This window comes from Stieleria neptunia, from assembly GCF_007754155.1.
In the GTDB taxonomy this organism is placed as follows: domain Bacteria; phylum Planctomycetota; class Planctomycetia; order Pirellulales; family Pirellulaceae; genus Stieleria; species Stieleria neptunia.
This window is the reverse complement of the sequence record NZ_CP037423.1, coordinates 7,121,873-7,136,117: the sequence shown is the minus strand read 5'-3', so window position 1 is coordinate 7,136,117 and position 14,245 is coordinate 7,121,873. Positions and strand designations below refer to the sequence as shown.

Genomic DNA, 14,245 nt, shown 5'->3' with positions numbered 1-14,245 from the left:
GAGACCGACTGATGAGACGAAGAGTCCGTTCCCCGATGACCGGTGCACTGTTGCTGACGCTGGCGTTTGCGATCGGTTGCAACAGCACGGGGGCCGATGAACCGCCCCAGGTCAATGTCAGTAACATCCGCCGCGTCTTTCACAACGGCCAGCACAACGCGTTCACGGACCTGGTTCGCTTTCGCGACAAGTTTTACCTCACCTTTCGCAGCTGTCCCGATGGGCACATGGTGCATCCCACCGCGTCGGTCATCATCCTGGCCAGTGACGATGCCAGGGAGTGGCGTCAAGTCCACCAGTTCAGCGTCAAACACCGTGACACACGCGACCCGCACTTTCTGGTGTTTCAAGACAAGTTGTTCGTCTACACCGGCACTTGGTACAGCGGCGAAACGACGATCCCGGTCAGTGATTACGATCTCAACATGCACCTGGGGTATGCCGCATGGAGCGAGGATGGCCAGAATTGGAACGGTCCCGCTCTATTGGAAGGGACGTTCGGGCATTACATCTGGCGCGCCAACACCTTTGACGGAAAGGCGTATTTGTGCGGCCGCAGAAAAGCCAACTTCGAAGCCGGTCCGCGTGGCGAAGGCAAAATTGTCGAATCGTTGATGCTCGAGAGCGACGACGGATTGATCTGGCGCAAGCGGGGCGTGTTTCAAGAAGTCAACGGCGATGAAACGGCGTTTCAGTTTGAGAGCGACGGAAGCGTGATTGCGATCGGACGTCGGGGAGGCGGCAAGGCGCAACTCTTGCAATCCAAGCCGCCCTATCAACAATGGGACCGTCAGGAACTGGACCGTTACATCGGTGGTCCGCTGATCGTGCGATGGGGCGATCGCTACGTCGTCGGTGGCCGCAAATCGATCGGCGGCAAAGGTCCTAAGACTTCCATGTATTGGCTGATCGACGATGCGTTACATGAATTCGCCGAACTTCCCAGCGGGGGCGATACGTCGTACCCCGGTTTCATTGCGCTCAGCCCAACCAAAGCGATCATGTCGTGGTACTCGTCGCACGAGAAAGACGCGGACGGCAAACCGATCACGGCGATCTATCTGGCCGATCTCGAGATCGCTCCGGTGCACGGGCACGAATGAGAACGGGTGGGATAGGCTTCCAGCCTGTCATTGCAGAATTTTCGAACCGACAGGCTGGAAGCCTCTCCCGCTTTATTTCGACCGTTGATCGCTCGCCAAAAATCAGAAAGTAGAACATGAAACGAATTTTACAGTCCGTCGGGCCGGCCATCATTGTGGCCGCGGTGGTGCTCGGTCCGGGATCGATTTTGACCAGTTCCAAGGTCGGGGCGTCGTTGGGCTTGCTCGGTCTGCCGGTCGTGTGTGCGGCGTCGGTGTTGATGATCGCGATGGTTGCATTGTCGGCCCGGCTGGGGGCGGTTTACGAAAACAGCCCCTGTGATGAACTGGCCAGTCGGTTGGGACGCCCCGTCGCGGTCGCGATCGGAGTGACGTTGTTCACGTTGGTCGCGTTTTTTCAATCCAGCAACAACATCGCGTTGATCGGTGGCGTGGAGCCGATGTTCGGCGAAGATCCGTTGCCACTGGCTGCGCGGGCGATGGTTTTACTGGCCGTCAACGGTTTGGTGATCGCCAGTCTGTATCTGTTGAAAAACCTGTATCGCAGCGTCGAAGGGTTGATGAAGATCCTGATCGGTTTGATGACGCTGGCGTTCTTGTTTAACTTCGTCGTGATCTTTGTCAGCCCGCCGGATTTTGAGCGTGTCGTTCCCGAAGCCGCGCCGGATGTGTTTGCGCTGTTGGGCATGATCGGGACGACGTTTTCCGTCGGCGGCGCCTTTTATCAGGCCTATCTGGTCAAAGAGAAAGGCTGGGGGATTGGTGAAGTCCGGCAGGGGCTGATCGATTCGATCGTCAGCATGACGGTGTTGGGCCTGATCACGTCGATGATTTTGGTGACGTCTTGGCGCGTCTTTTACGGCAACCCCAACGAGGTGGCATTGTCCTCGGTCGGTGACGTGGCCAGACAATTGGAGCCGCTGTTTGGCGCATCGGCCAAACTGATATTCTGCACCGGGATCCTCGCCGGTGCGCTCAGTTCATTCCTGGTCAACGCGTTGATCGGCGGGACGGTGATGTCCGATTCGCTGGGCAAGGGTTCCATGCTGGACGACAAATGGCCGCTGCATTTGACCACCGCTGCCTTGTTGGTCGGAATGTGCGTGGCGATCGCGTCGCTGGCCCGCGAAGGCAGCACGGTCCACCTGATCACGATTGCCCAGGCGTGCACGGTGTTGGGGATCCCCGCGTTGGCCGCCGCGTTGATCTATCTGGGCACGCGGAAGGAACTGACCGGACCGCGCAAGGTGCCGCGTTGGATCCTCGCCCTGGCGGTGATCGGTTTCCTGGTCTCCTGCGTCCTGGCCTGCCTCACGGCCAACAAGGTCTATCAAAAAATCAATCCGCCGGTGGCAGTCGTCATGCATGACGACGTGCCTGCAAACGGGGGAGTCTATCCCACGTTCAAAACCTTACCGTGTTAGCGGAACGGCGCGAGCCGTCCGGTCGCGCTTCAATAAGACCGTGAAAGACCGGAGGGCTCGCGCCCTGCCGCTAACAAAAAACACCCCGCGTGGCGTCAACGTCGATGGCACTGGGCTTTTGCCCACTCATTCCAGTGGCAGCAACTGAATCGCGTCGACAATCACGTGGCCGTCGGTCTCGTGATTGTTGATTTCGACCTCGGCTCGGCCGACCGGAAATTCAAACTTGCCGACCGTGGCAAACGCACCGTGATCTGGTTTGCGTCTTTGATTGACTTTCGAATTCACCGATTCTCCGCCGGTGCGGACGATGACGGGAACGTTGGTGGCGCGATTGGCATTGGGCGAGTACGCGAGACGCAACTCGTATCGGCCTGCCTTTTCGATCGTGACCGGAAACCGAATGCTTTGATGTCCCTTGTCCGTATCGCCGTCGTGACGATAGCCGACGCCGACGAAGGGACCGACCACCTGACTTGTCGCGTGAAAGCCCGTTCGTTCGGCGGCTTCGTCATCAATGACGGTCCCCTGCAGCGACTTGGGGTCGATCGACGCCGCCGCTTTTCGTACCGGGCCGGTCCAGGTCAAGACCTGTCCGTCGGCCAACAGACGTTCTTTGAGCCCGTCGTAGTCGATCGCTTGAACGGGGACATCGGCGTCGATCGCTTGCATCGCGGCCGTCGCCGACGATTGGCCGAGGACCATAAACACCGGTTCCATCCGGATCGAACCGAACGCGATGTGTGTGGCGCTCAAACAGACGGGGACGAATAGGTTTTCGCAATGCTCGGCCTTGGGGGTCAACGAGCCATAGGCGATGGCGTAGGGCGAAAAACCACCGACTTGGACATCTCCTTCGTTGCGGGCGTGCCCCTCGGCGTCGACATAACGCTGGACGTTGTGGGAATCCATGGTGTAGGCGGCCAGCCCGACCGCATCTTCGGCGACCGTGCGACCTTGGCAATGATGTTGCGTCATCACGGTTGCCCCGATCATCCGCCTCGCTTCACGGATGTAAAGCTGCTGTTGCCAGCCGTCTTCTCGCTCGAATTCGTCGCGGCACATCCCCCAGCGAGCGACATTGTTTCGGATGTGTTCGGGGACTCGCGGATGATTCGCCAGTGTCCACATCAATCCCTGCTGGTAGTCACGGTGACGTTGGATGATCGCTTCACGCTCGGCATAGCTGGCTTCCGGGTAGTCGTAGTTCTGGCCGATAAAATCCGTCGAGAATCCCGTTCGATTGTTGGTGTCGGTTTTGCGATTGGGCATGCCGGAATTGATCCACGGCATCCCCCGCTCACCGGATTCGAAATTGCGGAGCATCAATTCATAGTCCAGCGGATCGTAACGCTCGGGTTTTGCGAACGGGATGCGGTTTTCGGGGTGATCGGTCAAACACATGCGGAAGCAGAACGCCTGGACTCTGTGATCACCCCCTCCTTCTTCTCCGGGCCCGTCGGGGTCGATGCCGGGCAGCAGGCCACTGGTCGCGTCGCCTGGGATCACATACGCATCGACCCCCGGGACGATTTGATGGTGCTTGGCCTGACGGGTCTGGACGCCGTTTAAGGTCTCGTCGTAGTCCGCGTTGCTTTCACGTCCGACGGTGTACGGGACGCCGGCGCCGGCCAACAAGTCGCCTTCGTAGGTCGCATCGATGAACATGCGACCGCGGTACGTCTGGCCGCTTTCGGTTCGGATCGCGACGATTCGTTTGCCGTCCAGCGTCACGCCGCGCACCTCGTTGCCAGAATCGGACACCGGTGTGCGGTCAAGCCGCTGGTTGTAGATCACTGGAACGTCAAACTCACGGACAAAGGCTTGCATGATCGACAGGGCCGCCGAGGGCTCGAACGTCCACATCGTGTCTTCATTGGCCGCCGTGCGCGACTGACCCCCGCCACGGTATTCACCCGGTCGCTGCCACTTCCAGTGTTCGGGCTGCTGGTAGTACTGACGCACCCGTTGATAGAACTCGCGTGCGATGCCGCCGATGGCGGCTTTGTTGCCGATGTCGGTTTGCCCGAGTCCGCCGGTCGTCAATCCGCCGATCCTTGTTCCCGGTTCGATGACGACCACCGAGCCGCCCATGCGTTTGACCTGGACCGCCGCGGCGACCCCAGCAGAACTGCCGCCGTAAATCACGACATCATAAATCGTGTCGTCGGCGGCAGGGGCAGCGGAGGCCGGAACTCCGACGCACCAGAGCAGGACCAAGAGGGATGTCGATAGGGCGAACGTGCGGTTCATGCTTGTTGTGGTTTCTAGAGAGTGAGTGATTAAGGTTTTGATTCAACGGGATCCGGTGGGACGTTCGAATCCTCCACGATCACGTTTTCACCGCGGCTGATCACCACGGTTTTTTTGCCATCGGGAACGCTAATCCGGTTGGGACCGATCGTGGCACCATCGACACCGTTGAGCCTGACTCCGGTGTTACCGGCGGAGATCAGATTGCCCGAAACCGAAACGTCGCGGCTGGGGTGAGCGTTGTACCGCGACTTGCCCCAGATGTAGAGTCCGGCCTGTGCCGAATCGGGCGTCATGCGCAGGATGTTATCGCGCACCAACAGTCCGTTGGCGTAGCCGAACTGCATCAAAGCACGTGTTGATTCAGGTTTGCCGCGCACGATGTTGCGGGCAACGATCGAGTTCGTGTTGCCGTTCCCTTCGATGCGGCCGGTGACAACATTATCACAGATCAACAATCCGTCGACGCCGCCGGCCAGGATCGAACGGCGGCAGCGGTTGGCAATGATCTGCACGTTCTTTAAACCGCGGGCATGCTCGACATGAATCGTTGAACCTCCCGGCGTGATGGAATGCTGCAAATCGTGACAGCCCGTCACCAGATAATCGCGTGCCCCGTTGCCGCCACCCATCTGAACACCTTGTCGCAGAAAGTTCCGCATCGCCACGTCGCGGATGGTGATGTTCCGGCAACCGTAGCTGAGCGCGATGCAGTCGCCGGAAAAATTCTCAATCAGCAACCGTTCGATGGTGACGTTTTCCACGATCGCCTGTTTCGCGTACAGAAAGATGCCATGATTCTGCTCGGGGACTCCTTTGGCGTAGGCCGGGTGCGTGTTGCCGCCGTCCAGGCGGAGATCTCGAATCGTGAGGTTGCGCACCCCTTCAGGACCATGGCCGAGCATCCGCCAAAAATTCGACTCGCTGGCCCGCTTGGGAAACCGTAACGTCGACGCGGGACCCTCCCCACAAAGAATTGTGTCCGAGGGCAGGATCAATATCGGCGACTCAGATCCCTGCCGCGTGACGGTGAACGACCCGGCGGGCACGTAGACGATTCCGCCGCCTTCCTGCCCGCATGCGGCCAAGGCTTTCGCGATCGCGGCGGTGTCATCCGATTCATCGTCGGCAGTCGCCCCGAAGTCGAGGATATTAAACGTCGCAGCGGGTAGCGAAGTCGCAAACAACAACGCAGTGAGCGTGGCAAACACGAACGAGCGTTTCATGATGTTCCCAAATTGTTTGGCCGACTCGATCTCCCCGCACGCTGCCGATCGAAGATCGCCGCAGGTCGCGGGGGCGCGGCGCGGGAAATGCCCACGGTCACTGTGCGACCTGTTCGAGCAACTCCAGCAGGGTCTGTCGTACCTGCGGTTCGGCGTCCGCCGCCAGATAGCTGGATTTGGCACGCCAGGTTTCATAGCCGCCCAGGGCGTGTTGTTCGGGTGTCGGCAGGTAGCCGTTGTATCCGTTGGCCAGTTCGATGGTGAAGGTCGGTTTGAAGGGACTGTGTTTCTTGATCGCCAAGCCCGTTTCGACGAACGTTTCACAGGGGCTGCTGACGATCCCCAGATCACCGATCCGGATCGCTTGCAGTTTGACGTGGACCGTCTCGGGGTACTTGGCCAAATCCAACGTTTCGTTGGCATAGATCAAACGGCGGTCTCGCCACGGTCCCGGTCCGGCTTCGGCGATCAGCTTTTCAGCGCGGGCCAATTCGTCGTCGTCGGGGCGGCGGACCCCGAGTTCGATTTCTGTTTCTCGCATTCTCAACGGCACCCAATCTAGATACTCAACGCGTTGGTAGGCGACGAGGGCGGAGGCCGCGACATCGGCGGCGACCAGACGAATCTGTTCGAAGGGTTGCTGACGCTCGCCGCCTTCAAAGAAATTAATGTTGTTAATGTCGCCGCTGGTTCCGTTGGTCATCGCCGCGACAAACCCGGGTTGCGTGTCTTCGGCGTCGATCAGCCGTGAAACCTGACGAGCGAATTCGCCAAAATAATCCGCCGACAACGATTTCGACGGCACGCCGCCGACGTAGTGCAATGAATAGTTCGCCCACAGTGCGATCGGACGACTGTCGACGGCTTGGACCGCCAACACGGGGACTTGGGGATCGATCGGGCCGGCCGGTTGCAGCAGACTTTTGCTGTTCGCACTGGGATTCATCCGGACCTTGTCCGTGCCGCGGTCGAAGGGATCGGCAAGCGAATTTCCCGGTCGCAAGAACCAGCGGCGGTTGAACACCTGTCGCGGATTGTTGCCGATCGCCCAACCCACGCGGGCCGGTTCCAGTTGCGAGTGGGCTTGGATGATCCCTTCGGCGATCCGATTGGTCAGAAATTCAAGGTAGTCTTCTTGGACGATGCTCTGAAACGTGGGGGTTGCCGTGACTGCGGTGTGCGTGTGGGTGGCCGAGCAAAGGATGTGATCGGTTGGAATGCCGGTCGCTGCGGACGCCTGCTGCTTGGCGGTGTCGTAGATCTCACGTGGGATCATGCAGCTGTCGCAGGTGACCAATGCAATCGTCGTTTGGCCGTTGTCCAGCACCAGACACCGCGCGTGCAGCGGGTCATGCGCCTGGTCGGCCATCCGATGCGTCATGCTGCCGGCCGAGCTGACGGGAAACTTGGTCGGAGTGATGTCAATCGCAAATGCACCGGCGCGAAGCAACTTGGTCGGCGTCTCCGCATCGACGACCCCGCCGAACAGCAGACTCAATGAACCAACAACCGCGGCCGCGAGATGCAGCCTGAAACGAAGCGACGAATACATGGATGGGTGCTTCCGTGGGAGGTGCCGCTGCGACGGCAGGTGGGAATGGTGAGCAACGGGCATGGGTGGTGGGCGATTCCAACGGACATGCTATCTGCTCCACTCGGCCGAAGCAACTTCATCGTGGTTCAGTTCGGTAATCGGACCCCTGTCCTTGTTCCCAGGCTCTCGCCTGGGAACACACCGTCTTGGAGGCTCCGGCTCCGGACGGTCGGACGCGTGCGGCGGAGCCACACCGGCGTTGCGTTCCAAGGCGGAGCCTTGGAACGAGATTGTGCTGATCCGTCCATGTCCTTGTTCCCAGGCTCTCGCCTGGGAACACACTGTCTTGGAGGCTCCGCCTGCGGACGTCGGGCGCGTGCGACGGAGCCACACCGAAGTTGCGTTCCAAGGCAGAGCCTTGGAACGAGTGTCGTGCTGATCGGTCCCTGTCCTTGTTCCCAGGCTCTCGCCTGGGAACACACCGTCTTGGAGGCTCCGGCTCCGGACGGTCGGACGCGTGCGGCGGAGCCACACCGGCGTTGCGTTCCAAGGCGGAGCCTTGGAACGAGTGTCGTGCTGATCGGTCCATGTCCTTGTTCCCAGGCTCTCGCCTGGGCACACCCTGTCTTGGAGGCTCCGCCTCCGACCGTCGGACGCGTGCGGCGGAGCCACACCGGCATTGCGTTCCAAGGCAGAGCCTTGGAACGAGTTTGTGCTGATCGGTCCATGTCCTTGTTCCCAGGCTCTCGCCTGGGAACACACTGTCTTGGAGGCTCCGCCTGCGGACGTCGGGCGCGTGCGGCGGAGCCACACCGGCGCTGCGTTCCAAGGCAGAGCCTTGGAACGAGTGTCGTGCTGATCGGTCAATCAGCACTCGTCGGATCAGACCGTAACAACGCGATCAGGTCGGCGACGTCTTGCGGAGACAGTTCCTTTTCCAAGCCATCGGGCATCAGCGATTTTCCCGATGCCCGCAACTCTTCAATCTCCGAACGCAGGATCGTTTCCCGTTTGCCTTCGCCCGTCACGAGCGTGATGCTGCTGCCGGTCTCGGTGCCCAATAAACCGTTGTGGACGCGGCCGTCATCGCTCAGCACGATATACGTCAGGTAACGTGCCTCGACCGCGGCGCTCGGGTCCATGATGTTCGAGAGCAGCACGTGGGGACGCTTGTCGGTGATCGAAGCCAAATTCGGTCCGACTTCGTGGCCGACGTTTCCCAGGCGATGACAGGCGGCACAGCTCTTGCCAAACACCTTTGCGCCGCGATTCACGTCGCCGCCCAACGTCAACGCGGCTTGGTAGTCTTCGATCACTTTCCTGCGATCCGGGCTCGTCGATGACACAAACGCTTGAGTCCATCCCGACTGAAGCGTTTTGTCTTTGGTCGCCAACAACCGCTCGCGGATCGCGGGACCGATTTCGCCACTGGATAGTTTTTCCGAACGCACCGCTGCCAACAGCGCCGAACTCCACGCCGCGCGACTGGACAGAACGTCGAGTACACGCGACCGTAGCGCCGGACCGTAGGACGGCCAGCCGGACAGCAAGACCGCGCCAATTTGCGGATCGGATTCATTGGCCAATCGATCCACCACCGCCAGCTGCAATTCCACCGTCGATTGCGGAACCAGCAAATCGGAGAGCAGCCGCATGTCGTCCGTGGAAGCGTCGGGCTGTCGCAGCAACAACCGCAGCGAACTGTCGACCGTGGGCGTTAACTTTCCTGACGCTTTGGAAACCACGCGACGTGCCTGCCCGATCGATTCGGCAATCAATTGTTGTTGAGCATCGGAAAGCTGTGTGATGGAAAACTTGCGTTTTTCCAAACCATCGAGCAGCTCGGCCAACCCGGACAGCTGCCATGGTTCTGGGGGCGAACCTGACCGTCCGGCGAGGCTGACGATGGTTTGGCCGATTGCGTCTGCATCCCCCAAGGCCGCGACCTGTGCGAACAACTGTTGTTGCAAGGGGTGGTCGTTTCGGTTGCGCGCCGCTGAATCAGACGCGATCGTCATGAAGGCATTCAGCACATCGGTGATGTTGCGATCACTCAGCGAACTCATCACGTTGGCAACGATGTACGCGTCATCGGCTGATTTCCACGCCAAGCTTGCGAGTGCTTGGGACGCGAGCGGGGCCTCGTAGGTTCCCAGCGTGGCCGCGAGCTGTAATCGCACCTTGGCATTCTCGTCCTCGACCAGCGACACCAACGTCTGGACTTCGACCACATGGCCGGCGGCCAACCGCACGGCTTGGCGGCGGACGGCCGGATGCGGGTCACGCAAGGCCGCCTGCAAGACATCGGGGCTCAACGCCTGCATCCCATCGAGCGTGCACAGGGCTTGCAGTCGCTGGCGTGGCCGGTCGTCGGCGATTGCCATCGATCGAAGATGCGGAACCGCTGCCATGTCCTTCGTGCGAACCAGAGTACGCTGCGCCACGTCTCGCTGCCAGCCGTTCGAGCTGGCCATGGCACGCAGCAACCCTTCACTTGAATCGTCGATCTTTGGCATTCCCGGATTCTTGCCGGAGGGTAGGACGCGATAGATCCGACCATGGTTTTCTCCGAGCCGATAATACGGTCTCAGTTCATCTTTTCCGTTTTGAGGCAGCCACTGGGGATGCTCGATCATGTAGCGATACATATCGACAATCCACAAGGCGCCGTCGGGGCCGGTGCGAACCATCACCGGCCGACACCAGCGGTCTTCACTGGCAAAGAAATCAACGACATCCTCGGCAGGGTCCCGGTGAAAGTCAAAACTGACGCCGGCTTCGGTGATGATGTTGTGTTGAACCAAGTTGTGAAACGGTTCGCAAGTAAACGCGTGTTGCTCGACGTCACTTGGCGGAAACAGCAAGTCGTCGCGATAGATCATCGCCGAACAGGCTGACGTGAAACGCCCGGATTGGTTGAAGCTGTGAAAACGCTTTTGCAGCTGTGCGGCGGGGAACACCGGAGGGTTGACCGGCGTGACGACCAGATGTTTCGGATCCGGCGGCGCGAAGTGCGGGTTGCGACGAATGTCTTCATCGGCCAAGACGTAATGCCAAAGCGGGCGACTGTTCTGCACGCCGAACCAGTTCCCCCAGTCGTCTCGGTTGCGCCCGTATTGCGAAGGTCCACTCTGCGGATCGATCTCGCCGCTGTCCGGCCGAATGCGAAAGTCACGGCTGCCGACTGAATGGTTCTTGCCGGTGAGCGCCGACGTAATCTGGTTGCCCTTGCCGTAGCCCGCGTGATGGCTGCCGCTGGCGCAGTGAACCCAATTATCCAGTCCCCAACGCAACCCGTTGACGCGCAACTGCTGGTTGCCTTCGAGGAATCCCTGGAATAGCGACCGCCGCACGTCGGCTTTGCCATCCCCGTTGCTGTCTTCCAGATACAAAATCTCCGGTGCGGCGGTGATCAGAATACCGTTGCCCCAGACCAGAATGCCGTTCGGAAAGCTCAGCCCATCGGCGAACAAGGTCGATGTTTCGTAGTAGCCGTCTGCGTCTCGATCTTCCAACACGCGAATCCGGCCGCCCGGTTTGCCTTGCCCATCCATCCCCAGCGGATAGTCGGCCATTTCGACGACCCACAATCTGCCGTCGATCCCCCAGTCGATCGCAACCGGATCCTTCAACTGCGGTTCGCTGGCGACCAATTGGACTTGATAGCCTTCGCGAACGTGAATCTTTTTCAGTGACTCGTCCGCCGCGGTCGGTTTGGGCGAAGTTTCCCGCTGGGCATTCGCTTGCGGTTTTGGTTTTGCAACGGCCTTCACGCCGGCGGCAATAAAATGCGTTTTGGCTTCGTCGAGAGTGATCGCGCGATCATAAATCGCAACCTCTTCGATCATGCCTTGCAGATTGGCAAAGTTGTCATTGCGGCCACCGATCTGGAACTCGGCGCAGCGGTCGGGATAGGTCTTTGCGAGCCGCCCATCGATTTCCATTTCACCGTTCAGAAAAACGGCCAGCTTTTCGCCGTCGCGTGTCATCACCACGTGATTCCAACCGCCCGGGACGAGTTGTGTCTTTCCGCCGATCAATTCATTGCGGTCGTTGCCGTTGAACACCAGCAACCGACCTGTCGAGGCGTGTGTTCCGCCGATCCCCAAACTGTCACCGGGGGCGGCGTCGGCCCCGTTGATGCCGCGTGTGAACAGGTAGGCGGTGACCGGACGACTGGTGATGGGCAGTTCGTTGCGGAACCAGAATTCGACGCTGTATTGATCGTCAAGCTTCGAGACGCCCGCCAAGACGCGTCCGCCCGAAAAATTCGGGGTGGCCGTGCCGGGTTTCCGGGGGCCGGCATTGCGTTCATACCGAGCGTGGTTGCCGCCCACTTCGTCACGCGCGGAGTCGCGATCGGTGTCATGCAAACGCCAATAGGCGAGCGGTCGCGAAGCTTGAACTGCGTCGGCGTAACGTTTCAGTGATCCGGCGTCGGACTGCTTTTCGCTTTGCGTGACCGGCCGCCGGGGACGTGCCGGGCGTTGCATGTCCGCGGTGCGATAGATGCCCGCGGATGCTTCGGCCGACAGGGGACGCGCGAACAGCGCGACCTCGTCCAGTTTGCCATCGAACTGGCCGAAGGAAATCTCAGCTGCCGGTTCGTCGGCGACGGTCTGATGCCGCACGTCCAATTCCGGTTCGGCGTTGCCGTCCAAATAAATCACCACCGCATCGGCCTCTCGCACCAGCGTGACGTGGTGCCAAGCCTTGGTTGCCAGCGGAGTCGCTGCGACGTGTCGTGCCGATCCCGTGTCAACGGCCAGCGTGGTCATGCCCTGGTCATCACCGACGATCGACAACGATTCTCGGGAAGCGTTGCTGTCGCGCGAGAATAACGTTCCGGTGTGTTGGATTCCGTCGGCGGGCAATCCGTTCCAAAACCACATCGACACGCTGTAGGTGGCTGGCAACGTTTCCAGCTTCGCCTGCAGCGATCCGCCGGCAAAGTACACGCTGCGATTGGCTGCACCGTCGAAACCGTCGCCGTCGGGGCCCGGCAAATAGAGTGCGACCCCGCCCTGGTACGTCGCGTGGTGATTTCCCGTCGCATCGGTCGCGCGGTCGACCACCATGTCGCCCAAACGCCAGTACGCGGCGGGTTTGGCATGAAGGATCGCGCGGGAATAGGCGTTGGGCGGATCGACCGGCGGGCGTCGCTTTTTGCCCGAGACGGATTCCAGCAGCGACAACACCCGCTCGACGATCTTCGGTTCCGCATCGATTTCCAATCCAGCCGTTCGCGCCGGCCAAGTCGTGTATCCGCCCAGCCGATGTTGCTCCGGCGGCGGGATGTACCCTTCGGCACCGTTGGCGAGTTCCAAGTTAAAGGTGCCGCCGAGCGGGCTCTGCCGTTTCAGTTTCAACCCCGTGATTCCGTAAACTTCGTTCGGCAGCGCCGTGATGCCCAGGTCGCCGATCCGCACGGCCTGCAACACCACTTCGGTTTCCGGGTTCTCGTCAATCCACTCCGCCTGCTGCGCGTAGACTTCCGGGCGGTCTTTGGGGCGACGCTGACCACGTCGTTCGTTGAGCGTTTTGGCCCAGGCCAGACGTTGTGCATCGGGCGTCCGTCGACGCAGTTTCATTCGTGACTCGGCCATCGCGATCGTCAGATCCGACCGATACTCGATCTGCTTCCGCGCCGACAGGATTGTTTCGGTGATCGTCCTCGCATAGTCCGTTCGATCGACGCGTTGATGTGGTTTGGCGTAGTTCATCCAATGCAGATCACCGCTGGTTCCTTGCGACATGATGCCGACGAAGGCGTGCTGTGATTCGTCGTCGGCATGGGCGATTTGCGATTCCAGTTGTCTGGCCACCTCACCGAAGTAGTCTGCCGAGAATCCGGAACTGCTGCCGAAGTAGTGCATCGAGTAATTTGCCATCACGCAGATCGGCGCGTCGTCCTGGACGGCCACGACACTCAGCACGGACAGTTGCGGATCGACCGGACCGGCCGGACTGACGTAGTCGGGATTCAGGTAACCGGGATGCATCATGGCCCGCACCGTCGACTCGCCGAAGGGATCGGTCCGAACCCGATCGCTGCGGGTGATCCAGCGGCGGCAATTCGTTTGTCCTTCCGCGTCCACGGACGCCCAACCGAGCTTTGCCGGTTGCAGATTCCCGTGCGCAGATACGATCGCTTGGGCGATTTGTGGGACGACGAATTCGACGTACGCTTCATCGCGGCTGCTGCCCAGGCAGTACGACATCACCGAAGGGGCCGAATGGGTGTGCGTGGCGCTGATCAAAATACGATCGGGCGGAAGTGGAATTTCGTCGGCCACCTTGGCTTTGATGGCTTCGCAAATGTCGGTGGGCAGCATGCACGAATCGACGATCGTGATCGCGATCGTTTCGTTGCCATCGGACAACACCAGACAACGGGCATGCAACGGATCGTCGACACGATTCCATTCGGCTTGCAGAAAGCCGCCGTTGCGGATCGCCGGCAACGTGCGGGGAGAAATGTCCACCGACGCCGCTCCGGCCTGCAAACCACCGGCTCGCACGGGGTGGTCGGCGTGCATTCCGACGGCAAACAAGACGAGGAACAACCAACACACGCAGCAGGATCGATTCATAAAGGTCACGATTCGGGTGACATCAGGGTGGGCAATGCAAGCAGTGCGACAGGATTGGCTGCTTGACCGCTACCAATCGATATCCACTGCGGCGGGAGATTTTATTGTACCA

Annotated in this window: 6 protein-coding genes; 2 read left to right on the top strand and 4 right to left on the bottom strand. The window is 60.2% G+C overall.

Annotated elements, in window-relative coordinates; all coding sequences use genetic code 11:
- The first annotated feature begins 11 nt into the window (after positions 1-11).
- Positions 12-1,103, top strand: coding sequence for a hypothetical protein (locus Enr13x_RS24790; protein ID WP_145389506.1), 1,092 nt, complete (start codon positions 12-14; stop codon positions 1,101-1,103).
- A 116-nt stretch (positions 1,104-1,219) separates the two neighbouring features.
- A complete protein-coding gene (locus Enr13x_RS24785) occupies positions 1,220-2,527 on the top strand; it encodes an NRAMP family divalent metal transporter (protein ID WP_145389505.1) in 1,308 nt (435 codons plus the stop codon).
- 126 nt (positions 2,528-2,653) lie between these two features.
- Here Enr13x_RS24785 and Enr13x_RS24780 read toward each other — a convergent pair whose 3' ends face one another.
- The 4 genes from Enr13x_RS24780 to Enr13x_RS24765 form a co-directional block, all read right to left on the bottom strand.
- Positions 2,654-4,780, bottom strand: coding sequence for an FAD-dependent oxidoreductase (locus tag Enr13x_RS24780; RefSeq protein ID WP_145389504.1), 2,127 nt, complete (start codon positions 4,778-4,780; stop codon positions 2,654-2,656).
- Positions 4,781-4,809: 29 nt separating this feature from the next.
- Positions 4,810-6,006: a glycosyl hydrolase family 28-related protein gene (locus tag Enr13x_RS24775; RefSeq protein WP_197455333.1), complete on the bottom strand. Its 1,197-nt coding sequence runs from the start codon at positions 6,004-6,006 to the stop codon at positions 4,810-4,812.
- A 97-nt stretch (positions 6,007-6,103) separates the two neighbouring features.
- Positions 6,104-7,558 (bottom strand): hypothetical protein, encoded by a 1,455-nt coding sequence (locus tag Enr13x_RS24770; protein WP_231743763.1) that lies wholly within the window; start codon positions 7,556-7,558, stop codon positions 6,104-6,106.
- Between the two features lie 845 nt (positions 7,559-8,403).
- Positions 8,404-14,133, bottom strand: a complete 5,730-nt coding sequence (locus Enr13x_RS24765; RefSeq protein ID WP_145389502.1) for a neutral/alkaline non-lysosomal ceramidase N-terminal domain-containing protein — start codon at positions 14,131-14,133, stop codon at positions 8,404-8,406.
- Positions 14,134-14,245: the final 112 nt, after the last annotated feature.

Excerpts from the sequence above, each read along its gene's own strand:
- Enr13x_RS24790 (WP_145389506.1), top strand. The coding sequence starts at position 12 with ATGAGACGAAGAGTCCGTTCCCCGATGACCGGTGCACTGTTGCTGACG.
- Enr13x_RS24785 (WP_145389505.1), top strand. The coding sequence starts at position 1,220 with ATGAAACGAATTTTACAGTCCGTCGGGCCGGCCATCATTGTGGCCGCG.
- Enr13x_RS24780 (WP_145389504.1), bottom strand. The coding sequence starts at position 4,780 with ATGAACCGCACGTTCGCCCTATCGACATCCCTCTTGGTCCTGCTCTGG.
- Enr13x_RS24775 (WP_197455333.1), bottom strand. The coding sequence starts at position 6,006 with ATGAAACGCTCGTTCGTGTTTGCCACGCTCACTGCGTTGTTGTTTGCG.
- Enr13x_RS24770 (WP_231743763.1), bottom strand. The coding sequence starts at position 7,558 with ATGTATTCGTCGCTTCGTTTCAGGCTGCATCTCGCGGCCGCGGTTGTT.
- Enr13x_RS24765 (WP_145389502.1), bottom strand. The coding sequence starts at position 14,133 with ATGAATCGATCCTGCTGCGTGTGTTGGTTGTTCCTCGTCTTGTTTGCC.